20 protein-coding genes and 1 tRNA gene are annotated in these 24,237 nt (G+C 62.9%); 18 read left to right on the forward strand and 3 right to left on the reverse strand.

Features of this window, described 5'->3' with window-relative positions; all coding sequences use genetic code 11:
- Positions 1 to 14: 14 nt before the first annotated feature.
- The 3 genes from H8B02_RS04730 to H8B02_RS04740 all read left to right on the forward strand — a co-directional run bounded on the left by H8B02_RS04730 (position 15) and on the right by H8B02_RS04740 (position 2,902).
- A complete protein-coding gene (locus H8B02_RS04730) occupies positions 15 to 1,223 on the forward strand; it encodes a c-type cytochrome (RefSeq protein ID WP_229165097.1) in 1,209 nt (402 codons plus the stop codon).
- 139 nt (positions 1,224 to 1,362) lie between these two features.
- Positions 1,363 to 2,043, forward strand: coding sequence for a response regulator (locus tag H8B02_RS04735; RefSeq protein WP_092121932.1), 681 nt, complete (start codon positions 1,363 to 1,365; stop codon positions 2,041 to 2,043).
- 118 nt (positions 2,044 to 2,161) lie between these two features.
- On the forward strand, positions 2,162 to 2,902 hold the full coding sequence (locus H8B02_RS04740) for a LuxR C-terminal-related transcriptional regulator (protein ID WP_229165098.1): 741 nt from the start codon (positions 2,162 to 2,164) through the stop codon (positions 2,900 to 2,902).
- A 98-nt stretch (positions 2,903 to 3,000) separates the two neighbouring features.
- Here H8B02_RS04740 and H8B02_RS04745 read toward each other — a convergent pair whose 3' ends face one another.
- Both H8B02_RS04745 and H8B02_RS04750 read right to left on the reverse strand, forming a co-directional pair.
- Positions 3,001 to 4,374, reverse strand: a complete 1,374-nt coding sequence (locus H8B02_RS04745) for an ATP-binding response regulator (RefSeq protein ID WP_229165099.1) — start codon at positions 4,372 to 4,374, stop codon at positions 3,001 to 3,003.
- A complete protein-coding gene (locus H8B02_RS04750; RefSeq protein WP_229165100.1) occupies positions 4,371 to 5,543 on the reverse strand; it encodes an FIST N-terminal domain-containing protein in 1,173 nt (390 codons plus the stop codon). The genes H8B02_RS04745 and H8B02_RS04750 overlap by 4 nt, the downstream gene beginning before the upstream one ends.
- A 464-nt stretch (positions 5,544 to 6,007) precedes the next feature.
- Here H8B02_RS04750 and H8B02_RS04755 point away from each other — a divergent pair, with 464 nt between their 5' ends.
- The 5 genes from H8B02_RS04755 to H8B02_RS04775 all read left to right on the forward strand — a co-directional run bounded on the left by H8B02_RS04755 (position 6,008) and on the right by H8B02_RS04775 (position 13,051).
- The gene (locus tag H8B02_RS04755; RefSeq protein WP_229165101.1) at positions 6,008 to 8,041 is read left to right on the forward strand and encodes a methyl-accepting chemotaxis protein; all 2,034 of its coding nucleotides are present in this window, start codon (positions 6,008 to 6,010) and stop codon (positions 8,039 to 8,041) included.
- A gap of 335 nt (positions 8,042 to 8,376) precedes the next feature.
- Positions 8,377 to 9,867 (forward strand): MFS transporter, encoded by a 1,491-nt coding sequence (locus H8B02_RS04760; protein ID WP_376711593.1) that lies wholly within the window; start codon positions 8,377 to 8,379, stop codon positions 9,865 to 9,867.
- Positions 9,868 to 9,870: 3 nt separating this feature from the next.
- Positions 9,871 to 10,704, forward strand: coding sequence for a trehalose-phosphatase (otsB, locus tag H8B02_RS04765; protein WP_376711594.1), 834 nt, complete (start codon positions 9,871 to 9,873; stop codon positions 10,702 to 10,704).
- Positions 10,705 to 10,908: 204 nt separating this feature from the next.
- A complete protein-coding gene (locus H8B02_RS04770; protein WP_229165103.1) occupies positions 10,909 to 12,360 on the forward strand; it encodes a trehalose-6-phosphate synthase in 1,452 nt (483 codons plus the stop codon).
- 601 nt (positions 12,361 to 12,961) lie between these two features.
- A tRNA-Ser gene (locus H8B02_RS04775) sits at positions 12,962 to 13,051 on the forward strand.
- A 155-nt stretch (positions 13,052 to 13,206) separates the two neighbouring features.
- On the opposite strand, the gene H8B02_RS04780 is transcribed toward H8B02_RS04775, so the two are convergent.
- Positions 13,207 to 13,794: an Lrp/AsnC family transcriptional regulator gene (locus H8B02_RS04780; protein WP_229165104.1), complete on the reverse strand. Its 588-nt coding sequence runs from the start codon at positions 13,792 to 13,794 to the stop codon at positions 13,207 to 13,209.
- Positions 13,795 to 14,250: 456 nt separating this feature from the next.
- On the opposite strand from H8B02_RS04780, the gene H8B02_RS04785 reads away from it, so the two are divergent.
- The 10 genes from H8B02_RS04785 (at position 14,251) to H8B02_RS04830 (ending at position 24,223) form a co-directional block, all read left to right on the forward strand.
- A complete protein-coding gene (locus tag H8B02_RS04785; protein ID WP_229165105.1) occupies positions 14,251 to 14,601 on the forward strand; it encodes a VOC family protein in 351 nt (116 codons plus the stop codon).
- Positions 14,602 to 14,659: 58 nt separating this feature from the next.
- Entirely contained in the window at positions 14,660 to 15,190 is a 531-nt protein-coding gene (locus H8B02_RS04790) for a flavin reductase family protein (protein WP_229165106.1), read from the forward strand.
- A gap of 6 nt (positions 15,191 to 15,196) precedes the next feature.
- Positions 15,197 to 16,066 (forward strand): branched-chain amino acid ABC transporter permease, encoded by an 870-nt coding sequence (locus H8B02_RS04795; RefSeq protein ID WP_229165107.1) that lies wholly within the window; start codon positions 15,197 to 15,199, stop codon positions 16,064 to 16,066.
- 13 nt (positions 16,067 to 16,079) lie between these two features.
- On the forward strand, positions 16,080 to 17,081 hold the full coding sequence (locus H8B02_RS04800; protein ID WP_229165108.1) for a branched-chain amino acid ABC transporter permease: 1,002 nt from the start codon (positions 16,080 to 16,082) through the stop codon (positions 17,079 to 17,081).
- Positions 17,078 to 17,803 (forward strand): ABC transporter ATP-binding protein, encoded by a 726-nt coding sequence (locus H8B02_RS04805; protein ID WP_229165109.1) that lies wholly within the window; start codon positions 17,078 to 17,080, stop codon positions 17,801 to 17,803. Before H8B02_RS04800 ends, H8B02_RS04805 begins: the two co-directional genes overlap by 4 nt.
- A complete protein-coding gene (locus H8B02_RS04810) occupies positions 17,796 to 18,515 on the forward strand; it encodes an ABC transporter ATP-binding protein (protein ID WP_229165110.1) in 720 nt (239 codons plus the stop codon). Before H8B02_RS04805 ends, H8B02_RS04810 begins: the two co-directional genes overlap by 8 nt.
- Before the next feature lie 165 nt (positions 18,516 to 18,680).
- Positions 18,681 to 20,216 carry a creatininase family protein gene (locus H8B02_RS04815; RefSeq protein WP_229165111.1) on the forward strand — a complete coding sequence of 512 codons (1,536 nt, stop codon included), beginning with the start codon at positions 18,681 to 18,683 and terminating at the stop codon, positions 20,214 to 20,216.
- A gap of 194 nt (positions 20,217 to 20,410) precedes the next feature.
- Positions 20,411 to 21,541, forward strand: a complete 1,131-nt coding sequence (locus H8B02_RS04820; protein ID WP_229165112.1) for an LLM class flavin-dependent oxidoreductase — start codon at positions 20,411 to 20,413, stop codon at positions 21,539 to 21,541.
- Between the two features lie 29 nt (positions 21,542 to 21,570).
- Entirely contained in the window at positions 21,571 to 22,350 is a 780-nt protein-coding gene (locus tag H8B02_RS04825; RefSeq protein WP_229165113.1) for an enoyl-CoA hydratase/isomerase family protein, read from the forward strand.
- A 1-nt stretch (position 22,351) separates the two neighbouring features.
- Entirely contained in the window at positions 22,352 to 24,223 is a 1,872-nt protein-coding gene (locus H8B02_RS04830) for an AMP-dependent synthetase/ligase (protein WP_229165114.1), read from the forward strand.
- Positions 24,224 to 24,237: the final 14 nt, after the last annotated feature.

The following is a 24,237-nucleotide window of genomic DNA, read 5'->3' on the forward strand; positions in this document are numbered from 1 at the left end:
TCAAGGAGGCAGCATTGTCCCTGTCCTGCATCGCCCGAAACGAACTGCGCACCCCCTCGCGCAACACGCGGTTGGAACATGCAATCCGGACCGTGCTGCTCTCCGCCTTGCTTATGGTGCCGGCCCTCGCGGCCGGCGCCGACGAGACAAAACCGCCGCTGCGGCTTTGCGCCGACCCGACCAATCTGCCGTTCTCGAGCGACGACCCGGGCAAGCCCGGCCTCTATCTCGAGATCGGCCAAGCGGTGGCGCAGAAGCTCGGCCGCGCGGTGAGCACCAACTGGTACAAGTCCTATTTCGGCAAGCGCACCGTGCGGGAGACGCTGCTCGCCAAGCAGTGCGACGCCATGGTCGGCCTGCCCTTGATCGACGATTTCATGGGCCCGGCGGTGATTTTCTCCAAGCCGATCGCCCATGAAGGCTATGCGCTGGTCGGCGCCAGGGATCGCGCGCAGGATCGCAAGCTCGCCGGCATCGACGACCTCAGGGGATTGCGGGTTGCGGTGCAATATCAATCGACGCCGCAGAACCTGCTGGCGATGCGCGACGATATCCAGAAGGTCACCGTGCTCAGCCCGGAGGAGGGCATGACGGCCCTCGAACAGGGCAAGGTCGACATCGCGTTCATCTGGGCGCCGGTGGCGGGCTGGCTCAACAAGACGACCTATGGTGACAAGTACCAGATCGTGTCGACCGAGGGCGACAGCCTGCTCTGGGCGACCGCGGTCGGCTTCGCCAAGGCCTCCGGCGCGCTGCGCGATGAGGTCGACGGCGTGCTGCCGTCGCTGCAGCCGGAGATTTCGGCCCTGTTTGCCAAATATGGTGTGCCGAACGGCGCTCCCGTGAAGTTTGGCCAAATGGCCCCGGCGACGATATCGTCCGTCGGGACAAGCGAGCCGGTCACGGTCGGGCAGGCGACGGCGGCCGAGAAGCCGGTGCAAACCGCCGCGGCTGCCGGGGACGCCAATGCGGGCCGGGAGGTGTTCAACGGAACCTGCGCCCATTGCCACGGTCCGGACGCGGTGCAGGCCGAGCGAAAGATCGACCTCAGGCTGCTCAAGAAGCGCTATGCTGATGACATGGAACAGACATTCTGGAAGACGGTCCATGACGGGCGGCCGGCCAAGGGCATGCCGGCCTGGAAGGACGTCTTCAGCGACGACGAGCTCAGAAACGTATATGCCTATCTGCAGAGTGTGCAGGATCCCGGCGGGTCGAACTAGCTGCTGCGATCCGCAATAGAAGCGTTTTCGAGCGAAGTGGATACCGGTTCGCGTGAAGAAAACGCGTCAGAACATGAATCGAGTGCCCCGTTCCGATTCAATCGGAACGGAAAAAGGCTCGAGCAATGCGAGGGTCCTCATGATGGGGTTCCTGATCATCGACGATCACCCTCTGTTTGGGGAGGCGCTTGGCAACGCCATCCGCATCTCGCATCCCGATGCCCGGATCTATGAGGCCACCTCGATCAAGGGGGCCCTTGGCATCCTCGCCAGCGAGCCGAATATCGACCTCGCGCTGCTCGATCTGCTGCTGCCCGACGTCGTCGGCTTCTCCGGCTTCCAGAAGATCAGGGATCGCTATCCGCGGCTGCCGATCGCCATCGTCTCCAGTGAAGAAGACAAGCACACCATCCGCGAGGCGCTGGAAATGGGTGCGGTCGGCTATCTGCCGAAATCGACCTCGCTCGGCGAGCTCTCGCAGGCGATCGCACGCGTGCTGAGCGGATCGGTCTCGGCGCCGCGGGATTTCGTCGCGGTCGGCGCACTGGATCAGTCCGAGACGGCGCGGACGCTGCGCGAGCGGATCCAGAAGCTGACGCCGCAGCAAATTCGCGTGTTGCATCTGATCATCCGCGGCCTGCAGAACCGCGAGATCGCCTCCGAGCTTAAGCTCGCGGAATCCACGGTGAAGGCACATGTCACCGAGATCCTGCGCAAGCTGAAGCTGTTCAGCCGCAACAAGGCGATCATCGAGCTCGGCAAGATTCCGCTCCCGGTTCCTGACGCCTGCGCGGGAGCGAAGGCAGAGAAGGCACCGTAGGCTTGCTGCACTGCGAGGCGGGCGCCTTGACTATCCGCCTATAGGCTGACGATCGGCTTTGAGATAACGTCGTGCGCACAATGGCTGTCATGAGCATCCAAGGGAGGACGGCGCAGCATTGACCACGACCGCGCCCCTGGCGGACGAGCCGCCGCTCGACAAGGCGGGTGCGCCTCGACTGCTGATCGTCGAGGACCACCCGCTGTTCCGTGCCGCCCTGATCGGTGTGATCGGGGCCGAGTTTCCCGACGCCGAGGTGCTGCAGGCGACCTCGATCGATGGGGCGCTTGACGTGATCGCCGCGCGCGACGGCCTCGACCTGATCCTGCTCGATCTGTCGATGCCGGGAACCACGGGCCTGCTCGGTGCCTACCGGGTGCGGGCCGCGGCGCCGCGTAGCTCGCTCGTGATCGTGTCGGCGCATGACGATTCCCGGATCATTGGCGGCGCCATCTCGCTCGGCATTTCCGGATTCATTCCGAAGTCGACGCCGAAGCTCGAGCTGGCGCGCCTGCTGCGCGGCATTCTCGAAGGCGAGGTGTGCCTGCCGACCCGTTTCCGCGATTCGGCCGCCGCACGGAAGGGGCAGGCCGACACCAAGCAACTGGTGCAGCAGCTTGGCCAGTTCACCGCGCAGCAGCTTCGCGTGCTCGACATGATCTGCCGCGGCCTGCAGAACAAGCACATCGCCTATCAGCTCGACATCTCGGTCACCACCGTGAAGGTGCACGTCTCGGAGATCCTGCGGAAGCTCGGCGTGCGCAGCCGGACCGAGGCCATCATCGCGCTGTCGAAACTGGATTTCGGCAAGCACGACCATGCGCCGGTGACGGCTTCGCCGCCGTCGCATAGCGTCTAGAGCCCCGTTCCGATGGAATCGGAACGGGGCTCTAGGTTTTTATCTTGACGCGTTTTCTTCACGCGAACCGGTATCCACTTCGCTTGAAAACGCTCTGATCATAGCCGCGCGCTCGACTGCTCCGCCGCCAGCAGGAACGACAGCAGCGAGCGCATCTCGGCGGGCTTGATCGGCTTCTTCAGCAATTCGTGGCCGAAGGCCGAGACGTCGGAGGCGGCCTTGGCCGAGTAGTCGGCGGTCACGATGATCGCCGGAACCTTGGCGTTGATTTCGCCGCGGATCACGTCGACGGCCTGGATGCCGGTCTCGCCATTGTCGAGGTGCAGGTCGGCGATGATGGCGTCGGGGATGCCGTCCAGCGCGTGGATGCGCTCGAGCGCCTCGGTCTTGGAGATCGTCACGGCGACGTCGCAGCCCCATTTCTCCAGCAGATGGGCAAGGCCCTCGGCGCTCGAGAGGTCGTTCTCGATCAACAGGATCTTGGCGCCTTCCATGCCGCCATAGCGATAGTCGACGCTGGCCTGTTCGCGTACGGGGATCGCAACCGGATCGAAGGTGCGGGGCACGGTGACCGAGAACACCGAGCCCTTGCCGGCGCGCGAACTCAGCCTGATGTTGTGGCCGAGCAAATCGGCAAACCGCCGCACGATCGAAAGGCCGAGCCCGATGCCCGCCTTGTCGCCGGCGCCGGCGTCGCCGCGCTGAAACTCGACGAAGATGGCTTCGCGCTGGGCTTCCGGGATGCCTGGCCCGGTGTCATGCACCTCGATGCAGATGTCGTCGCCCTTGAGGCGGCATCCCATCAGCACGGTGCCGCGCTGGGTGTAGCGTAGCGCATTGGCCACAAGGTTTTGCAGGATCCGGCGCAGCATCAGCTGATCGGAGCGAACCACCGCCGACGACGGCATGATCCGGAAGCCAAGGTTGCGCTTGGCGGCGGTCGCCACAAATTCCTGCTGCAGCGGCTCGAACAGCGAGGCGATCGCGACCGGACCGAATTCCGGCCTGAGCACGCCGGCATCGAGCTTCGAGATGTCGAGCAGCGTCCGCAACATGTCTTCCAGCGTCGCCAGCGAACGGTCGATCTGGTCGGTCAGCGCGACGCTCTTGGGCTCGCTGGCCATCTCGGTCAGCGCGGACAGGGTCAGTCGCGCTGCATTGAGCGGCTGCAACAGGTCGTGCGTCACCGAAACCAGCACCGATGATTTCAGCGAGCTTGCGGCCTCGGCCTGCTGTTTGGCCTGCAGCAGGCGTCCGTTGGTCTTTTCCAGCGATTGCAGCGCCTGCTTGAGCTGCTGGGTGCGGTCGCGCACCTGCTGATCCAGCGCAATCGCGGTCTCGAACAGAGAAAAGGCATTGAGCTGCTGGTCGGTCGAACGTTCGACGCGCGACATCAGCGCCGCGTTGATCTTGCGCAGCTTCTCGGCTTCGCGTTCGAGGGCCGCAATGCGCGTGGTCTTGCTGTCGGTCATTGCGGCGCGACAGCCCGCTTGCCGATGGCGATGCCGGTCAGCGTCTGGTTGACATGCATGGAGCGATACTGCTCGCCATAGGTCTGAAAGCCAATCACTTTGTTGCGGCGATAGAGCTCCGACATCTCCCGCGACAGCTGGCGCTGCTCGACATCGAGCCGGCGCAGCACGCATTCGAAGCCGATGAACATCGAGACCTCGCCGAGATCCTCGGTCAGCTCCTTGAGCAGGCGGCTCGTCACGTCGATCGGGTCGCGCTCGCGCGCCACCGTCAGCACCATTCCCTCGTCGATCGCGCAGAAGAACTGCAGCGACCCGTCGGGATTGGTTCGCTGGATCGACCGCGCGTAATATGCGCCGCCGACGCGGACCAGGACCGGATGCGCGGCAAACGAGAACAGTTCGAGCTTGCTGTCGCTGAGGCCGACGGCGCGGGAATATTCGAGCGCGGCAGGCTCGGCATTCAATTCCTTGACGATACGGTGCTCGATGTCCGCTTCGGTCACCACCATCTTGGTCGAGGTCGGCTCGAAATGGTCGCATTTGAAGGTGCGGAATGGCAGCCGCGTCCGGATCAGGATCAGGACGGCGGCGTCGGTAAAGGCTTCGCCGCCGTAGAAGACCCAGGACTTCTCGAAGCGCAGGCCGTCGCCGGCGGAGCCGCCGACCACCGGAATGTCGCCGAGCGATGCGTAGATCGCCGACATGATGGTTTCCTCACGCTGGCACATGCCATCGATGAAGAGCAGCCCGAAGGAATCGTCGGTGTGATCGCAATGCTCGGTGCGTTGCGCGAATTCGCTCTGCAACTCGGTGCACATCGAGCGGCCATGATCGACCCGGAACGTCGCGAGATCGAACAGGGGCCGGGCCGCGATGACGAAATCGGCGGCGTTGAAGCCCATCGCGACGACGCTGTCCTCGTCCCAGCCGCCGGGCGACAATTCGCCGGCCGTGGTGCAGCCGAAGATCGGAACGTCGGGCAGCTGCCTCGACAACTCGGCAATGAATTCCTTCGGGTCATAGAACGGCGACACGAACACCACGAGCATGGCGAGATCAGCCGCCGCCATTTGGCGTGCGATCTCGTCGGCTGCTTGCCGCGGCCCGCCGGTCTTTGCCTGCACAACGACAATGCTGTCGGTGGCGCTGCCGTTCCGCTTCGCCAAAGGCGTTCTCCCTGACCAGAATTTTTTGTTTTTCTTGGCGCGGCCTGTCGTGACAGCGCGGGTCGTAAGGACATACGGGCCATGCCGCGATTGGATGCGGTCAGGTCCGGCGGTACCTTCTAGGTCGTGAGGGGAAATGTCATGGGCCGGGCGACTTCGCCGGCAGCTGCGCTCGCCGCAAGCGCCAACGGCGCCGCTCGACGCGATGACATGGGACACCTCCCGATGTGTTCTCCTGGCCCGGGCAGGGACAGGTTTGATCGGTTCTAAAGTATCGGGCCGGACCCGCGCGTCAATCACCTTGCCCACCCCCCGAGCCCGACCAAGGTAGTAGCGCGCCGAATTGGCTGACCCTGTTGCCCATTTACCGGGCCTTATTGATTCTGCCTTAGTTTTGCCCTCTGGGGCTGGGGCGGGTTGCTGCCGGACCCCGCGTGGTTTTCAGAATGAAGACGGGGGTTGGAATGCCGGGACTCAAGCGATCGCTGTCGATCAGGTTCCCAACCCTCAGATTTCAAGCCAAGATCATGCTCGGCTTTGCCGTCACGCTGGCGCTGTCGGCGGCCACCATGGGCTTTGCCTATATGGGCTTCGAGCGGGTCTCCGCCGGTGTCGGCTCCTACCGCCAGAGCGTCGCGGAAGCCGACCTTGCCCGCAACATCGATCGCGAATTGATCTCCTACCGTTCGCTGGCGCGCTACTACGTCGCCACCGGCAAGGAGGACGACGCCAAGGCCGCGCTCGCCGCCGAGGCCAGCCTGAAGGACGCCATCGTGGCGTCGATGAAGGGCACCAGCAATCCGGCCCGGCTTGAGCAGGTCACCAAGCTGGAGCGCGAATTTCGCGCCTTCACCAAGATTTTTGCCGAGATCGTCCGCATCAAGGACGAGAGCGCGCAGACCGCGCAGAACAGGCTGGTCCGCAGTGCGACGTCGATGCGCTACAAGCTCGACGATCTGCCGAGCAATGCCGACGATTCCGAGCTGCAGTCGATTCAGTTCGGCGCCAAGAAGGTCGCCGACCAGCTGCAGTCGATCACCGGCGCCGTCAACACGTTCGTCGTCAATGGCGACAAGACCGTTGCCACCAGCGCGCTCGCCCGGCTGAAATTCGCCGACAATCTCGTGAAGGGGATCACCTCGAAGAACGAGCGTATCGCCCAGGGCGTGAAGGACATCACCGGGTTGCTTGAAGAGTACCGCGAGGCGCTGGCCAAGCTGATCGCGAGTGCGAAGTCGATCGACGAATTGACCGTCGAGATGACGGAATCCGCGGCAGCCATCAGCCAGGGCGCGGCGGCGATGAAGTCGGACCTGCTCGCCGACCAGAAGCGGCTCGAGAACGAATCGCACTCGATGATCGGCGAAACCGAGCAGCTGATCCTGATGCTTGCCGCGGGCAGCTTCGTGCTCGGGCTGGTGTGGGCCTTCCTGCTCGGCAAGGGCATTTCGCGCCCGATCGCGGCGATGTGTGCGGCGATGCGCGAGCTTGCGGCCGGCAATTTCGACGTGGTGCTGCCGGGCCTCGGCCGTCGCGACGAGCTCGGCGAGATGGCCGGCGCCGTGGAAGAGTTCAAGGTCCAGGCGGTCGCCAAGGCCGAGCGCGATGCTGCGACCCAGGAAGCGCAGAACAAGGCGAGCGCTGCGGCGCGGCGCACCGAATTGATTCGCTTCGCCGACGAATTCGAATCCGCCGTCGGCTCGATCGTCTCCAATGTGTCGGCTTCCGCCGTTCAGCTCGAATCGGCGGCCGGTACGCTGACCCGCACTGCCGAGACCACGCAGAACCTGTCGAGCCAGGTCGCCGGCGCCTCCGAGGAGGCCTCCAGCAACATGCAGTCGGTTGCTTCCGCGACCGAGGAGCTGTCGGCGTCGGTCGACGAGATCGGTCGCCGCGCCAAGGAATCCAGCCAGATCGCCGATTCCGCCGTGCGTCAGGCCGAGCAGACCGATGCCCGGATCGGCAAGCTCTCGCGCGCTGCGCAGGAGATCGGCGACGTGGTCAAGCTGATCACGGCGATCGCCGAGCAGACCAACCTGCTGGCGCTGAACGCCACCATCGAGGCCGCGCGCGCCGGCGATGCGGGCCGCGGCTTCGCGGTGGTCGCCGCCGAGGTGAAGTCGCTGGCGAGCCAGACCGCGAGAGCCACCGACGAGATCTCGACCCACATCTCGGGCATGCAGGCCGCGACGCAGGAATCGGTCGCCGCGATCAAGGAGATCGGCGGCACGATCGGGCAGATTTCCGGGATCGCGACCAACATCGCGAGCTCGGTCGAGCAGCAGAGCGCGGCAACGCAGGAGATCGCGCGCAGCGTGCAGAACGTCGCGCAGGGCACCCAGGAAGCCGCCTCCAGCGTTACCCAGGTCAACCGCGGCGCCACCGAGACGGGAGTGGCCTCCGAAGAGGTGTTGAACTCGGCCCGCTCGCTGTCGGTCGAGAGCTCGCGGCTGCGCGAGGAACTCGACCGCTTCATGGCGAACATCCGCGCGGCGTAAGCGCGCTGGTCTATCCTGGCGAAGGCCAGGACCCATAACCACCAATCGTTGTTGTTGTACGCGCAATTCGCCGCGTGCCCATTGCCATGGCCGCGGCGTATGGGTCCTGGCTTTCGCCAGGACGACGGAACGAATTGCTTTCGCCGGGACGACAAAATCAATCCCGCTCGAACTGTTGTCAGCATTACGGCGATTTTCCTCGCTCTCCCGCACTGCGGGAACCCTTGCCGGGCTGCGGCGTTGACATCGCGTGGCGGGCACTCCGTTTGCCGCAATCCTGGGAAAGAGAGCCTTGGAACACACCGTTCCGGGGTCTTTCTCGTTGGTCGATTCTGATGACACTGCAGCGGACACAGTTGAGCTCTGCGACCACGCACGAGGCGGCGGCTCCAGTCACGCCAAACGGCGACCGCATCATCGAGACCTCGATTCCGCTTCGGCTCGGCAGTCTCAGCTGGAGCGGCTTTCACACCCGCGTCGTGCTGGCGCTCGGCATCACCTGGATTCTCGACGGGCTGGAAGTGACGCTCGCCGGTGCGCTGGCGGGCGCGCTGAAGGATAGCCCGACCATGAGCTTCTCCAACGCCGATGTCGGGCTTGCCAGCAGCGCCTATCTCGCCGGTGCCGTGCTCGGCGCGCTCGGCTTCGGCTGGCTCACCGACCGGATCGGGCGCAAGAAGCTGTTCTTCATCACACTCGCGGTTTATCTCTCTGCGACCGCCGCGACCGCGCTGTCGTGGAATGTCGCGAGCTACGCGCTGTTTCGCTTCCTCACCGGCGCCGGCATCGGCGGCGAATACACCGCGATCAATTCGACCATCCAGGAACTGGTGCCGGCGCGCTATCGCGGCTGGACCGATCTCGTCATCAACGGCAGCTTCTGGATCGGTGCTGCGATCGGCGCGCTGAGCGCCATCATCCTGCTCGATCCCGCGTTCCTTGCGCCGGATCACGGCTGGCGGATCGCCTACTTCACCGGCGCAGTGCTCGGACTTGTCGTGCTGCTGATGCGGATGTGGATTCCGGAAAGCCCGCGCTGGCTGATGATCCACGGACGCCCCGAACGAGCCCACAAGATCGTGGCCGACATCGAGACCTCCGTGCTCGGCCACGAGCAGCCGAGCGAGGGCTTTGAGAAGATCAAGCTTCGGATGCGCGATCACACGCCGCTGCGCGAGGTCGCGGTGACGCTGTTCTCCACCTACCGGCAACGTTCGCTGGTCGGACTCACGCTGATGGCCGCGCAGGCGTTCTTCTACAACGCGATCTTCTTCACCTTCGCGCTGATCCTGACCGATTTCTTCGGCATCGCCGCCAGCAATGTCGGCTGGTACATCCTGCCGTTCGCCGCCGGCAACTTCCTCGGGCCGCTGCTGCTCGGCCGCCTGTTCGACACGCTGGGCCGCCGCACCATGATCGCGTTGACCTATGGCATCTCGGGCGTGCTGCTGGCGGTGTCCGGTTATCTGTTCTCGATCGGCGCGCTCAGCGCGCAGACCCAGACCATCGCCTGGATGGTGATCTTCTTCTTCGCCTCACCGGCCGCGAGCGCCGCCTACCTCACCGTCAGCGAGACGTTTCCGCTGGAGGTCCGCGCGCTTGCGATCGCCGTCTTCTATGCTGTCGGCACCGGCATCGGCGGCGTGATTGGACCGGCGTTGTTCGGCGTGCTGATCGATACCGGATCGCGCAACAGCGTGTTCGCCGGCTACCTGCTGGGGTCGGCACTCATGATGGTCGCCGCAGCCGTTGCATGGCGCTATGCCATCGCGGCCGAGCGAAAATCGCTCGAATCTGTCGCGCGACCGTTGGCATTTGTGGAGTAGACTATGACGAAGCATGAATTGGCCGAAATGCCTCTGGATGATGACATCACCCCCAATGCGACGACCGGCAGCATGCCGGCGCAGGCGTCGCTGATTCCGCCGCTGGATCGCACCGCGGTGCTGCTCGACATCGACGGCACCTTGCTCGATTTTGCACCGACGCCGCGCGAGGTCTGGGTGCCGCCGGAGCTTGCGACCACGCTGAAGCAATTGCATGAGCGCACGGGCGGCGCGCTGGCGCTGGTCAGCGGCCGTTCGCTCAACGATATCGACCTGATCTTCGCGCCGGAGCAGTTTCCCGCGGTCGGCGGCCATGGCGCCGAGATGCGGCTGCAGCCGGACAGCGAGGCGGTCGCCGCGCACGCGCCGCCGCTGGACAAGGAATTGAAGCGCCGCCTCGCCGCGATCGCAAAGCTCAGCCCCGGAATTCTGCTCGAGGATAAAGGCTATTCGCTGGCGCTGCACTATCGGCTGGCGCCGCAGGCGGAGAGGGCGATCTATGAAGCGGTGTCGCTGATCCGCGCCGATCTGCCGAATGCGCCGATCGAGGTGCTGCCGGGCAAGAGCGTCTGCGAGATCAAGCATTCCGGCTTCACCAAGGCGACCGGCGTGCGCGAGCTGATGACGCATGAACCCTTCAAGGGACGCCGCCCGTTCTTCATCGGCGACGACGTCACCGACGAGACCGTGTTTGCGATCATGCCTGACTTCAACGGTCTCGCATTCTCCGTCGGGCGTCGCGCCACCGGCGTCGCCGGACATTTTGACGGGCCGAGCGATGTGCGCGAGTTCCTCGCGCAACTGCTCGACGATGATAGGGACGGCAACCTGTCCTAACCAAACCACCTGCATCGCACGCTTGAATCGAATGCGGTTGTTTTGCGTCGTGGCGGTTGCCTCGCGTGAATTTTTCTTTTCGCGAGTTCCCGCGAGTTCCGTGCGTCTCCGCCAGAATTTGGTTTCAATTGGGAGATTCCTTGATCAGGAACCATCTTGATGAATGGTTGTTAATACGCGAGTTGACCAACAGGAGGGGACCGGGTGAACCTCGTCGTCGTATCGAACCGCGTTTCGCGCGGAAAACCCAATGAACCCATGACGGGGGGGCTGGCTGCGGCATTGTTGCCGGTGGTGGAAAAGACAGGGGCAATATGGGTTGGTTCCAGCGGCAGGGTCCGCGACGGGAACCACAAGGAACCTTTTGCAGAGGTCGAAGCTCTCGGCGCCGGCGCGCTGGCGATGCTCGATCTGCCGGCCGCGCACTATGGCGGCTACTACGAAGGCTTTGCCAATTCGGCGCTGTGGCCCGCGATGCATTCGCGCGCGGATCTGATTCGTGCGTCGCACGAGGACTACACGAGCTATCGCGAAGTGAACGCGTTCATGGCGCGCGCGTTGCTGCGCTTCCGCAAGCCTGATTCCGTGTTCTGGATCCAGGACTATCATTTCCTCGCGCTCGGTGCCGAGCTGCGGGATCTCGGCGTGACGCAGCCGATCGGCTTCTTCCTGCACACGCCGTGGCCGGCGCGCGCGGTGATCGCGGGCGTGCCCAATCATCGCGAGCTGATCGAGGCGATGCTGTCCTATGATCTGATCGGCTTCCAGACCGATGAGGACTGCGAGAACTTCCTGAGCTACGTGCAGAACGATCTCGATTTCGCAGTGCGCGACGGCGTCATCGGTTCGTCGTTCGGCCGCACCCGTGCCGCGGTGTTTCCGATCGGCATTGATCCCGGGAAATTCGCGCAGCAGGCCACCAAGGCGATGATGCATCCCGACGTGACGCGGCTGCGGCGCAGCCTCAACGGCGAGAAGCTCGCGATCGGCGTCGACCGGCTCGATTATTCCAAGGGCCTCGTCAACCGCATCAAGGCGTTCGACAAGATGTGGACGCTGCATCCGAACCTGAAACGTTCGGTGTCGCTGCTGCAGATCGCAACGCCCTCGCGCGGCGCAATCGAGGCCTATGGCAATCTCGCGAGCGAGGTAGCGAAGCTCGTCACCGACGTCAACGGCGTGCATGGCGAGGTGGACTGGACACCGATCCGCTACCTCAACAAGGGCTTTGGCCAGGGCGTGCTCGCAGGCCTCTATCGCACCGCGCAGGTCGGCGTCGTGACGCCGCTGCAGGACGGCATGAACCTCGTCGCCAAGGAATATGTCGCGGCCCAAAATCCGGCCGACCCCGGCGTGCTGGTGCTGTCGAAATTCGCCGGCGCGGCGAACGAGCTCGACGCCGCGTTGCTGGTCAATCCGCATGACATCGACGGCATGGCACGCACCTTGGCAACGGCGCTCGTGATGCCGCTGACAGAGCGGCGGATGCGCTGGGAAGCCATGATGGAGAAGCTCAACAGCGGCACCATCCAGCAATGGTTCGCCGATTTCATCGAGGCGCTGCAGGATACGCACAGTGCGGGTGCCGCGGCGCTGCCGGAGCCACCAAGCCTGTGGCCGCGCCGCACGGCGGATCTTGCCGCGCGATATCACTGAGCGAGCACGCGTTCGCCAGCGCACAGCGACGATGGACACGCCAGCGCTTGCCCATCGTCGTGCGTCGTTGTCTTCCGATTCAAAATGTCAAACAGCCACTCGGTGTCATCACCCGCGCATGCGAAAGCGGGTGATCCAGTATTCCAGAGACGCCTGTGCCTGAGCCGAGATGTCGCGGCTTCTTCCGGGCGTCGTCCCTGCGAAAGCAGGGACGACGGTGAATGCGTGGCACGGCCTGTGAGTCATACTTCCGCGTTCTCGCGACATGATTGTCCGAGTCTTGCATCTCGTTCCGTCCTCTCTCTCTTGAACAGAGGGCGCAGGGAAGCCGGGTGCCGATCGCACCCATAGGCCCCCGAGCCCCCGTGCGCAATTGCGCACCTCGGCGTGACGAGGATCGGCCGATCGATTGCATGGCCTGATTTGCGCCGCTCTTTGACCGGCCAGCGGCCAAAATCGCGCGCCGCGGCAAGCAAGGCCGCTGGGTGCGGCTGATGTCGCCGCCAATTTACCCAATATTTTCAATCCATTGGGGAAATTTCGTGGTCTGGCCCCGCGCTCCCTTGCAAAATCCGCCTCAGCCCTTCAAGAGAGGCCTCCCGGAGAGATGGCCGAGTGGCTTAAGGCGCACGCTTGGAAAGCGTGTGTGCGGGAAACCGTACCGTGGGTTCGAATCCCACTCTCTCCGCCACCGCTCGATTTTGCACGCCCGATTACGATCTCGCGCGATTTCCTACGACCCGCGAAAATGGCCAGGTGGCGGACTCTGGCATTGTTGACGAGGTGTCGCGATCCGGCGGGTGGTCAGCATGGCGTCGCGGCCATCCTTCGAGGGCAGGTCGGCCGCTAGAGACCGGCCGTATTGTGATCAAGCGCGCGCGAAGTCTCGATGCTCATGCTGCCGTCAAACCTCGGCTGAGGCCTGGCGTCGTATTGCGGCTCGGCCGATCGGTCGATGCGTCGGGAGCTTGAATGAGACGACTTGATCTGAACGGGCAGGTTCGCGTCGATCGGAAGCACCGTCTTGTGAGAAATCCGCTTCAATGCCAGATTTGAACGGATGCTGGTAACGCCTTGTATGCGCGAGAGCTTGTTTACGATGAGGTCTTCGAGAGCCGCGATGTCGGACACCATCACGCGGAGAAGGTAATCGCTGTCTCCCGTCATCAGGTAACACTCCATCACCTGGCTCAGGCGATCGATTGAGCGCGTGAAGTTCTCAAGCGATAGCTGAACCTGCCTCTCAAGCTTAACCTGGATGAAGGCGGTGACGCCGATGCCGAGGACTGCCGGATCGAGTACGGCGATCCGTCGATCGATCACGCCGAGCTTCTCGAGCGTACGAACTCGGACAAGGCACGGCGACGGCGAAAGGTTGACGCGGGAAGCAAGCTCGACATTGGTCAGACTGGCGTTCTGCTGGAGCTCGTTCAAAATCTTGATGTCGATCCTGTCGAGAGCCGTCGTTGTCATGTCGTTCTCCCATGGGCAAATGGTCGTTGTATCGAGGCCCGGTGCCGCGCGTTATCACGCGTGGTGACATCTCGATGACACGAATGCTAACCGCACCCGCGGTTGTAGAATTTCGACGAAATGACGACTTATATCGAAAAACGGTCAATCCCCTTCGGACTGGCCGCATATCCGGCGCCGCAGAGTTGGCAGGGGCGCCGCGGTCGGCTTCGGGTATCCGGAGCATGCGATCGCCGACCCGCGGCCGCTGAGGAATGACGTCAAAGGCCGGATGCGGCAGCATAAGATGCCGATTGATCATGCGGGAGGTGAACTGTTTGAGCATTCATGCCGGGCCCGCTGCGCCACGATCGCAGGACAGCCGAAGTCTGCGGAGAAATCGCAGATCGACGGGGCGCTCGGAATTGGGAGTGACACATGAAGCTCAAGCAGGCCTACCTCACCGCCGCGAAGCCCGAAGCGCTGGCCGGGTTTTACGAGGCGCTCGGATTGCCGATCCGCTTCGCTGACGGCGGAAAGTGGATTCAATTCGAAGGCGAGAAAGCCGCCCTTTGCATCGCAAGCCCGGCCGAATCCGTCTCCGTGCCGTCTCGGAATGCCGTCCTCGTGTTCGAGGTGGATGATCTGGAGGGGGCTCTGAAGCGCGCGCAGGCGCAGGGCGCGCAGGCGCTTGGCGAGGTCCGTGACATGGGCGCGCACGGCCGGGTCGTTGATTTCAGGGACCCGGAAAATAATACGATCCAGCTCTTTCAAGCCGCACCCAGATAGGCGGGCGAGTCAGCTCTCTGGACAGCTTGGTCTCTATGTATCGGAGCAATCCATCATGATGAACTTCCGAGTGTCGCCCATGCCCAGTCAAGAAATCCCGGTGTTCAGCAGCACGGACTTCCGTAGCGCAATGCGCAACGTGCCGGGCGCCGTCTCCATCGTAACGACGGGGACGCAGCCGGGCCGGCACGGCCTGACATTGACCGCCGGCTGTTCATTATCGACCGAACCGTCGAGCGTGCTCGTCTGCGTCAACAAGTCGGCCGGCGCCCACGATACAATCAAGCGGAGCGGGTCGTTTTGCTGGAACATCCTCACGGCCGATCACGCCGCGCTGGCGCAGAAGTTCGCCGGGCAGGACGGGAGCAAGGGCGACATCCGCTTCGGCGACGGGCTGTGGCGCGAGCTTGCCACGGGGGCGCCAAGTCTGATCGAGGCGATCTGCAGCTTTGATTGCCGAGTGTCCGGTTCGCACGATGCCGGCAGTCATACGATCTTCGTCGGCGAGGTGGTCGCGCAGGCGACAAACGCTGATCGCGAACCCCTTGTCTATGTGAAGGGTGAATTCACCGTGCCCAAGCGCCAGTGACCACCGATGCTGTCACTCTGGCTCAATGTTCTCGCGAGCGGCATTCTGCTCGGTCTCGTCTACGGGCTCGTAGCGCTCGGCCTGACGATCATTTTTGGCGTCATGCGCGTCGTCAACTTCGCACACGGTGAGATGGTCGTGTTCGGCGTCTACATCGGCTATTGGGCCGTCCGCCTTTGGGACGTGCCGATCATCGTCGCGGCAGCGATCGCAGCGGTCGTGATGTTCATCTTCGGATATTTTTTGGAGACCCTGATCGTCAAGCGGTTCGTCAACCGGCCGCATCACTATCAATTCATCGTCTTCATCGGTCTGTCGCTGCTCTTCAGCGGCGCCCTGCTGGTGGCATTCGGGCCGGATCCGCGCCCGACTGCGTCCCAGCTTTCGTTTCACACCGTATCGCTCGGCTTCGTGACGCTGGATCTGGCGCGACTTCAGGCGGCGGCAACCGCAGGCCTGCTCATCACGCTGCTGGGGGCGTATCTGAAGTTTTCATCGTTCGGCCGGTCCTTGCGCGCGGCCGCGGACAACCGCTTGGGCGGCCTTGTCGTCGGGCTGAACATTCCTCGGATCTATGCAGTGACGTTTGGTATCGGAGCGGCCTGCGCGGGCGTTGCCGGCGCATTGATATCTCCCTTATTCGACGCCCAGCCATATCTCGCGGTCGACTTTACCCTGCTGGCTTTCGTGACAGTCATCGTCGGTGGTCTCGGTAGTTTCAGTGGAGCGCTGCTGGGTGGCCTGATGATTGGCGTCGCCGAAGCGATTGCTGCGCTGATGTTCGCTCCGTCGATGAAGACGGCGCTTCCCTATGCGCTCCTGATCCTCGTCCTGATTTTCCGTCCGAGAGGGTTTTTTGGTGCAAAAGAGATTTGATGGCGGGACCGAAATGAAGCGGTGGCTCGCCGGGGGATCGGTGCTTGTTGTCCTTGCCTTGGTCGGCGCGCTGGCAAGCCCGTACCTCATCTCGCTGCTGACGATCGTGTTGCTGTTCACGTTCCTTGGGCAATCCTGGAATTTGATGCTGGGGATCGGCGGGCAACTGTCGATCGGTCATGCCCTCTTTGTCGGTCTGGGCGCCTATTCGGTGGCCCTCCTCGACGTCAAGTACGGCGTCTCTCCGTGGATAGGCCTTTTGCTCGGAATGGTCATTGCCGGGTCTGCCGGCGCGGTGCTGGCCTGGTTGAGCTTCCGGTTTGAAGTGCGTGGAATCTATTTCGCCCTGCTGACGATTGCCGCTGCCGAATTCGCCCGGATCATGTTCGGTGGCTGGGAGTTTGTTGGCGCCATGCAGGGGCTGTTCTTTCCCGCGCCGACGGGTGCAATCGACATCTCGATGCTCCGGGGAGACGCGCGCTTCTACTACTTCATAGCTCTTGCTCTGGCGGCATTGGGGATCGTTGGAACCGAAATGATCTCGCGATCGTACTTCGGATATGTCTGGCGAGCGATGAGGGACGATGAACAGGCCGCGCGCGCGCTCGGTGTCCGCGCATTCCGGCACAAGATCCTTGTGATTGCGATCTCGGCGGCGACCGCAGCCGTGGGTGGTGGAATTCTGGCGCTGGTGCAGGGATCGATATTCCCGGATTCGATCATGGGCATGGGGCTCTCCGTCGACGTCCTGATCGGGCCCGTGGTCGGCGGGTTGGGCACGACGTTTGGTCCGCTGGTCGGGTCGCTCGCAGCTATTCCTCTGAACCATCTGATGAGCGCTCTCGGCGACTGTCTTCGGATCCCGGGACTGAACAGTATCGCGTACGGTGTCGTGCTGGTGCTGGTCGTCTGGTTCCTGCCCGACGGCATCTGGCCGGCGATCGTGCGGCTTGGCAAGGCAGTGCAGCTGCCGTCCCGGCTGTGGCTGCTGCAACCGAGGAAGGCCGAGGAATGACTGCCTTGCTCGAGGTGAAGAATCTCTCCAAATCGTTCGGCGGATTGGTCGCGGTGAACAATGTCAGCTTCGCGTTGGAAGCCGGACGGATCACCGCACTGATCGGGCCGAACGGGGCAGGAAAGACGACATGCTTCAATCTCGTTGCGGGCGCCATGCGGCCGACCAGTGGGCAGGTGGTCTTCGATGGACACCCGATCGAGAATGCACCGCCTGAACTTGTTTGCAGGATGGGTATCGCGCGGACATTCCAGATCGTGCGGCCAATGCGCGACATGTCGGTGCTCGAGAACGCCATGGTCGGAGCCTTCAGCTGGACCAGGAGTGTCGACGAAGCCAGGTCGACGGCATACGAATCCCTTGAAAGCGTTGGACTGGCCGGCAAGGCCAATGCGAGGACAGACCAACTGACGCTGCCGGATCGCAAAATGCTGGAAACCGCCAAGGCGCTATCCACGCGACCTAGACTACTGCTGCTGGACGAGGTCATGGCGGGCCTCCGCCCTACCGAAGCCGCGGGTGTTGTCCGCGTGCTGCGGAAACTTGCCGAGGGCGGACTGACGATCCTGCTCGTCGAGCACGTCATGCGGATCGTGATGGAGGTCGCGTCGCGTGTCGTCGTCCTTCATCACGGCGCCAAGATCGCCGAAGGACGCCCTGAAGAGGTGGTCGCAGATCCGATGGTCCTCGAGAGCTATCTGGGGGCGGGCTTCCATGCCTGACGAGGCGCTCTTATCGATCGACGGCCTTTCCGTTGCGTATGACGGATCGAACGCGCTGAACGGTGTTTCCTTGCGGATCCGCAAGGGCGAGTTGATCTGCGTCGTCGGTGCGAACGGTGCGGGAAAGACCTCGCTGATCAGATCGATCTCGGGCATCGTGCCATCTTCGAGCGGCGTCGTGAAAATGAATGGCGTCGATATCACCGGGATGCCGCCATGGGAGGTCTGCGAACGCGGCATTGCGCAGGTCGCCGAAGGCCGGCAGATTTTCGGGAGCCTTTCCGTCGAGGAAAATCTGCTCCTGGGTGGTTCCCTGAAGCGTGCGAAAGCCGGCCGACTTGAAGCGCTTGAATGCGTCTATCAATTGTTTGAGCGGCTTCGAGAGCGCAGGCGGCAATTGGCCGGGACGCTATCCGGTGGCGAGCAGCAGATGCTGGCGATCGGGCGCGCGATCATGTCGAAGCCTGAAATCGTCATGTTCGACGAGCCGTCCATCGGGCTGTCGCCGGCCTTGACGGACGTGATGTTTGGCGTGGTGAAATCGCTGCACGAGCAAGGGATCACGGTGTTGCTGGTCGAGCAGAACGTCGCGAAATCCCTTGCGTTGAGCAATCGCGGCTACCTCCTGGAGAACGGCTCGATCGTGCTGCACGGACCGAGCGACGAACTGCTGAGCAATTCCGAGATTCAGCGCGCTTATCTTGGAATGTAGTGGCGTTTCGCGGCTGCGGCATTGATCCGACCGGCGTGGAACACGGAGCGTATGAAGCAGGAAATGCTGCGATCCAGCGCTGCGGCGGCGATTTGTGTCGACGCTCGCCGATACGGATGCGTTGTATGGCAACCGATTCCGGGGTGCGTCGCATAGGTTGACCCTATGCAGAACGACGACACCCTTCGCGTCGAGCGCGACCTCTACATGGTTGCGATGACCATGAACCGGCCGCCGGCGAATGCCTTGAACAACGGACTGGTCAAGCGTTTGCTGGACACGATTCGTGCGCTGTCCGCTGAAGCGGCACCGCCAGGTATCGTCCTGACTGGCGGAGGTGATCGCTTCTTCAGTGCGGGTGGCGATATCAAGGAAGTCGCCGGCCTCGAGATATCCAGACCTCGCATGCGGGACTTCCACGCGCTGTTGTGCGAGATGGAGAGCTATCCGGGCCCGCTCGTCTGTGCCGTCCGTGGCTATGCGGTCGGAGGCGCCCTGGAATTTCTGCTTCACGCCGATTACGTCGTCGCAGATCAAGCCTGCATGATCGGGTTTCCCGAGATAAACCACGGTCTCCTGCCCGCGGCCAAGGGAATGCGGCAAGCCGTGCGGAAACTGGGCCTTCGGGAAGCACAGGCATTGCTTTACCGGGGCGACTTGGTCGATGCCCGGAAGGCGCTCGAAATCGGAGCGATCAGCGAGGTCACAACCACCGCTGATGTGATGGGCCGTGCCCTGGAGGTATGCAGGCATCTTCGCGGGAAGGAACCGAAACTATTCGCCGCGATCAAGCGCTCGTTGAACTTGACGGGGCAAATGGATGACGCTTCGCTTGAGGCGATGACGATCGAGGATCTCGGCGCCTATTTGAGCGGGGATAGCTCGGCAGACGCGCGCGCCCGCTTCCTGTCGAAGAATTCAAAGAAGGCTTGCATGGCCGTACTGCCATCCCTTGAAGAAATCCGCCTGGAGCTGATGAGCTTCGAGGACGTATCGGCTGCTCTGGCGCAGGGACATTCGACCGTCCTGATACCGTGCGGCGCTGTCGAGCAGCATGGGCCGCATCTTCCGCTTTGCATGGATGCCGACCATGCTGACGCCCTCGCGGCAAAAGTGGCAGGGCATCTGGGCGATGCCCTGATCGCCCCGACGATCAAGGTCGGCTGTTCGGCCCACCATCTTGTCTTCCCCGGTACGATCTCGCTTCGACCGGAAACCTTCGAATCGATCTGCCTGGATTACTGCACAAGTCTTGCCCAGCACGGCTTCAAGCGGATCCTGCTGTTCTCCGGGCACATCGGAAACTTTCCCGTCCTGCGCGACATCCTTCCTCGGTTGAGGCGTGCGGTTGCGTCCGACGTTGAGATCGATGTGTTCTGCGACGCAATTGCCTGGGTCGACAGGTGGCGAAGCGCCGTCAGAGATGCCGGGGGTGATCCCAACGCAGTCGGCGGGCACGCCGATATCGCGGAGACGTCGCTCATGATGTGGCTCCGCCCCGATAGCGTGCGGCTGGACCGGTTCGAGGTGGGGTACCTGGGCGCGCTGTCTGAACAGCAGCTTCAGTCCATGTGGAAGAATGGGATCAAGTCGATCACGCACAACGGGATCATTGGCGATCCGCATGGATCGACCGTCGAGATCGGTGCGCATTGCCTCGAGGCGATCGCGGATCTTCTGGCGACCTCGTTTGCCAGATGAGGCGACGCTGGCCTCTTGCGCGGCGCCTGGCGCGGGAAACTGCCCGCAGTGGTGTTGATTGCGGACAGGATGTGATCCGCCTGCCTGCAGCACAAAATTCGGAAAGATGCGCGGCCGCACAAGCATTCGGACGAAAATGTTGCCGTGCCTGTGAAATCCTCTGCCATCTCGAATTTCCCAGAGGACTTTAGAAGATGGCACTTTCGTTCGGGTTCTGGTCGGAGCAGGAAACCCAGGTCGGGCAGAGCTATGCGCGGCGACTGCACGAACTGGTTGACGAGGTGCGCCTCGCGGAAAAGATGGGGTTCGACTGCGTCGCGCTGTCCGAGCAGCACGTCGCGCTCGGCGGCATCTCGAGCTCCGCTCCGGAAGTGGTCTACGGCTATCTCGCCGCGGTGACATCGCGCGTGAAGCTGAGGTCTGCGGTCACCTTGATGCCGCAGAAGATCAATCACGCCTTGCGCTCGGCGGAACGGCTGGCCGTTACCGATATTCTGTCGCATGGCCGCATGGAGTTCTACGCCGGCCGCGCCAACACGACCATCGCAATGCGTGCCTTCAACGTCGATCCCAGCGAAACGCTTGCCCAGATGGAAGAGGGGATCGCGCTTCTGAAGAAATCGATGCGCGAGGATATCTTCACCTTCGAGGGGAAGTACTACCAGATTCCGCCGCGGATGCTCGTGCCAAAGCCCCTGCAGAAGCCGCATCCGGTCATCGGCATCGCCGCGACGAGCGAGCGCAGTCACGCCTGGGCGGGATCCGAGGGCCTCGCCGTGATGAGCGCCTCGATTTACCAGGGGTGGGACGTCCAGCAGAGGCTTCTTGATACCTATCGACGCGCCTGGAAGCGCGACGAGCAGGGGCCGCTCGAGCGTCCGCGCGTCGGCCTTCCGCTGTTCTTCGGCATTGGTCCGACGGACCAGAGGGCGAAGGACGACTACGCCGAGCCGCTGATGCACTACGCGAGGATCTCCACCGACGCGTATCCCCGCCTGGCGAAGCTCGCGGATGACTATGCGTATATGAGCGAGAGCGTTCCGGCCATGGAGCGCGCCGGAAGAGACTGGGACTATCTGCTCAACCATTCAGCGACAACGGTTTGCGGGAGTCCCGACACCGTTATTCGCCAGATCGAGAAGTTCCAGGAGCTGGGCATCGACGAAGTGCTGCTGCATCTCGACTCGGTCAGCCACGAGAAGATCATGGAAGCGATCGAAATGTGCGGCCGCTACATCATTCCGCACTTCAACGACAAGAACAACGTCGTGCGGCCCACGGAAGACATTCTCGCGCAAATCCGGGCCATGCGGCCTCAAAAGTGAATTCACAGAGAAACGGAACGGAACCAGCGATGTCACAGCACAGCTACAAGTACCTGCTCGTCGAGAAGCGCTCCAGCGGCGTTGCCGCTGTGACGATGAACCGGCCAGAAATCCTGAACGCCATCAACTGGGATATGCACGAGGAACTGGAGCGGGTGTTCGTCGACCTTGACCACGACAAGGACGTCCGCGCGATCGTGCTGACCGGCGCGGGGCGCGGCTTCTGTTCCGGCGGCGATCAGAAGTCGCTCGACAAGGGGCCGCTGCCGTCGCCGACAAGGAGCGGACGTCACCTGATCCGCAACATGCTCGAGGTCGAGGCGCCGGTCATTGCGGCCGTCAACGGCGTCGCCGTCGGCCTGGGAGCGACGCTTGCCCTGTTTTGCGACGTCATCTTCGCAAATCCGACCGCGCGATTTGCCGATACGCATGTGACGGCGGGCGTGGTTGCGGGTGATGGCGGTGCGGTGATCTGGCCGCTGCTGATGGGGCCGGTACGCGCCAAGCACTACCTGATGACAGGAGAGTTCATCTCCGCCGAGAAGGCCGCCGCCATGGGCATGATCAACGAGGTCATTTCGGGCAGGGACGTCAAGGACGCGGCGATCGAATACGCCGAGATGCTCGCAAGCGGCCCTCGGGAGTCGATCATCTGGACGAAGTACAGCGTCAACAAGATCATCAAGCAGTATGCGCATCTGGTGCTCGACACCTCGGCCGCGCTGGAGATGCTGACCTTCGCGCTGCCCGAGCGCCGCGAGGCCGTCGCCGCCTTCGCTGAGAAGCGAAAGCGCTTCGCGGAGCGGTGAGATGGACATCGAATCCATCACCTCGGGCGCTCAACTCGTCGACGTGACCATTCCGCAGCTTCTGAACGCACGACGGGCGGAACGGCCCGAGACGGTCGCCTACAAGCAAAAGCGTCGCGGCGCATGGATCGCCGCGACCTGGCGGCAGTATTCGGGTCAGGTGGCGAATCTGGCGGCCGCTCTGCAGCAAGCCGGATTCGCGCGCGGTGATCGCGCAGCCATCATGGGGGATGTATCCCAGGAATGGCTGCTCGCCGACATGGCGACGATCTGTGCCGGCGGCGTCATGGTCGGCGTGTATTTTACCTCGTCGCCGGAGGAAGTCGGTTACTACCTGAGTGATTCCGGCGCCTCCTTCATCTTTGTCGGCAGCGAGCTTCAGCTTGGCATCGTCCTGGCGTCCGGCCAGGCCGAAAAGTTGCGGAAGATCATCGTGCTCGATCCGGAATGGAACGGGATCGATGCGGCGGCGAACGTCGTCTCGCTCAGCGCCTTTTGCGAAGGGATCTCGGTCGACGCCGATGGATTCCTTCGCAAGCAGGTCGAGAAAGCGAGGGCGAGCGACCTGGTCAGCATCGGATATACATCCGGCACCACCGGCTTTCCGAAGGGCGCGATGCTGACCCATTTGTCGCTGCTCGCCGGTGCGCACAGCGTGACGACGTTCAGCCCGAGGATGCGTTCCGACACGCACCGCGTCGTCGTGCATCTGCCGATGTCGCATACCGTCGCGCGCGCGCAGGCGACGACGTTGCCTTTGCTGGCCCGGATTGTGCCGCATTTCGGCGAGACCAGCATGGAGTTCGCCCAGACCATCAAGGATGTGAAGCCGACGTATTTCACGGCGCCGCCCCGCTTCTATCAGCGGTTTGCCACCCAGATCCTCAGCAAGGTTCATTCCGGATCGGCGAAGCAGAAGCAGGACTATCAGTTTGCGATGACGATCGCCCGCAAGGCGCTCGACGACCGCCAGGCTGGCGGCACGCCGGATCCCCTCATATCGGCGCTGTTCGCCGTGTGCCAGGACCAGATCTTTCGACCGCTGCTTGCTGAAGTCGGGTTCGAGGAGCTCGCGATCACCTACACATCTTCGGCTGCGATGCCATCCGAACTCATGTCCCTTTGGCAGCTTTGGGGACTGCAGCTGAAGGAATGCTACGGCCAGACAGAACTGGTAGGCGCCAATCTGGTCCAGATGGCGGAATGGCCGGAAGCCGGCACCGTTGGCGTGCCCGTGCATGATGCGGCTTGGGAGACGGCGGTTCTCGAGGACGGGGAGATGATTGTCCGGGGGCCGGGGCTCTTTGTCGGGTACTGGAACAAGCCGGAGGAAACCAAGGCGGCGCTGCGCGATGGGTGGCTCTACACCGGAGACATCGTCGATATCGGCCCGACAGGCCTGTTCAAGCTGGTTGATCGGAAAAAAGAGATCATCAACACCTCCAACGGGAAGTCCATCAGCCCGACGCAGATCGAGAATGAAATCCGGCACAGCCCGTTCATTTCCGAAGCCGCGGTGATCGGAGAAGGAAAGAAGTATCTCACCGCATTGATCGAAGTCGACGCGATCGCGACGATGGAGTGGGCCCGATCGCGGGATCTTCAGATCGCGCAGTACGCGGATCTGGCAAATTCCGAAATCGTCGTCCGTATGATCGAAGGCGAGATCGGCAAGGCCAACAGCAGATTGGCGAGGGCCGAACAGATCAAGGCCTTCCGGATCTTGCCGGAAGAGCTGTCTCCCGAGAATGGTGTGATGACTCCGACCAGGAAGAAGCGCCGGAGGCAGATCATCGAGAGATATCGCTCGTTGATCGATACGCTTTACGACGAGAGTGAAGACGATCTGGTCAAGGCCGAGATGAGAAGGTGATCTGAGCGGACGCA

Source organism: Bradyrhizobium altum (assembly GCF_020889705.1).
Lineage (GTDB): Bacteria > Pseudomonadota > Alphaproteobacteria > Rhizobiales > Xanthobacteraceae > Bradyrhizobium > Bradyrhizobium altum.

What these genes read in the sequence shown, in the direction of transcription:
- H8B02_RS04735 (WP_092121932.1), top strand. Translation starts at nt 1,363, where the DNA reads ATGATGGGGTTCCTGATCATCGACGATCACCCTCTGTTTGGGGAGGCG.
- H8B02_RS04745 (WP_229165099.1), bottom strand. Translation starts at nt 4,374, where the DNA reads ATGACCGACAGCAAGACCACGCGCATTGCGGCCCTCGAACGCGAAGCC.
- H8B02_RS04755 (WP_229165101.1), top strand. Translation starts at nt 6,008, where the DNA reads ATGCCGGGACTCAAGCGATCGCTGTCGATCAGGTTCCCAACCCTCAGA.
- H8B02_RS04760 (WP_376711593.1), top strand. Translation starts at nt 8,377, where the DNA reads ATGACACTGCAGCGGACACAGTTGAGCTCTGCGACCACGCACGAGGCG.
- otsB (WP_376711594.1), top strand. Translation starts at nt 9,871, where the DNA reads ATGACGAAGCATGAATTGGCCGAAATGCCTCTGGATGATGACATCACC.
- H8B02_RS04785 (WP_229165105.1), top strand. Translation starts at nt 14,251, where the DNA reads ATGAAGCTCAAGCAGGCCTACCTCACCGCCGCGAAGCCCGAAGCGCTG.
- H8B02_RS04790 (WP_229165106.1), top strand. Translation starts at nt 14,660, where the DNA reads ATGAACTTCCGAGTGTCGCCCATGCCCAGTCAAGAAATCCCGGTGTTC.
- H8B02_RS04795 (WP_229165107.1), top strand. Translation starts at nt 15,197, where the DNA reads ATGCTGTCACTCTGGCTCAATGTTCTCGCGAGCGGCATTCTGCTCGGT.
- H8B02_RS04800 (WP_229165108.1), top strand. Translation starts at nt 16,080, where the DNA reads ATGAAGCGGTGGCTCGCCGGGGGATCGGTGCTTGTTGTCCTTGCCTTG.
- H8B02_RS04805 (WP_229165109.1), top strand. Translation starts at nt 17,078, where the DNA reads ATGACTGCCTTGCTCGAGGTGAAGAATCTCTCCAAATCGTTCGGCGGA.
- H8B02_RS04810 (WP_229165110.1), top strand. Translation starts at nt 17,796, where the DNA reads ATGCCTGACGAGGCGCTCTTATCGATCGACGGCCTTTCCGTTGCGTAT.
- H8B02_RS04815 (WP_229165111.1), top strand. Translation starts at nt 18,681, where the DNA reads ATGCAGAACGACGACACCCTTCGCGTCGAGCGCGACCTCTACATGGTT.
- H8B02_RS04820 (WP_229165112.1), top strand. Translation starts at nt 20,411, where the DNA reads ATGGCACTTTCGTTCGGGTTCTGGTCGGAGCAGGAAACCCAGGTCGGG.
- H8B02_RS04825 (WP_229165113.1), top strand. Translation starts at nt 21,571, where the DNA reads ATGTCACAGCACAGCTACAAGTACCTGCTCGTCGAGAAGCGCTCCAGC.
- H8B02_RS04830 (WP_229165114.1), top strand. Translation starts at nt 22,352, where the DNA reads ATGGACATCGAATCCATCACCTCGGGCGCTCAACTCGTCGACGTGACC.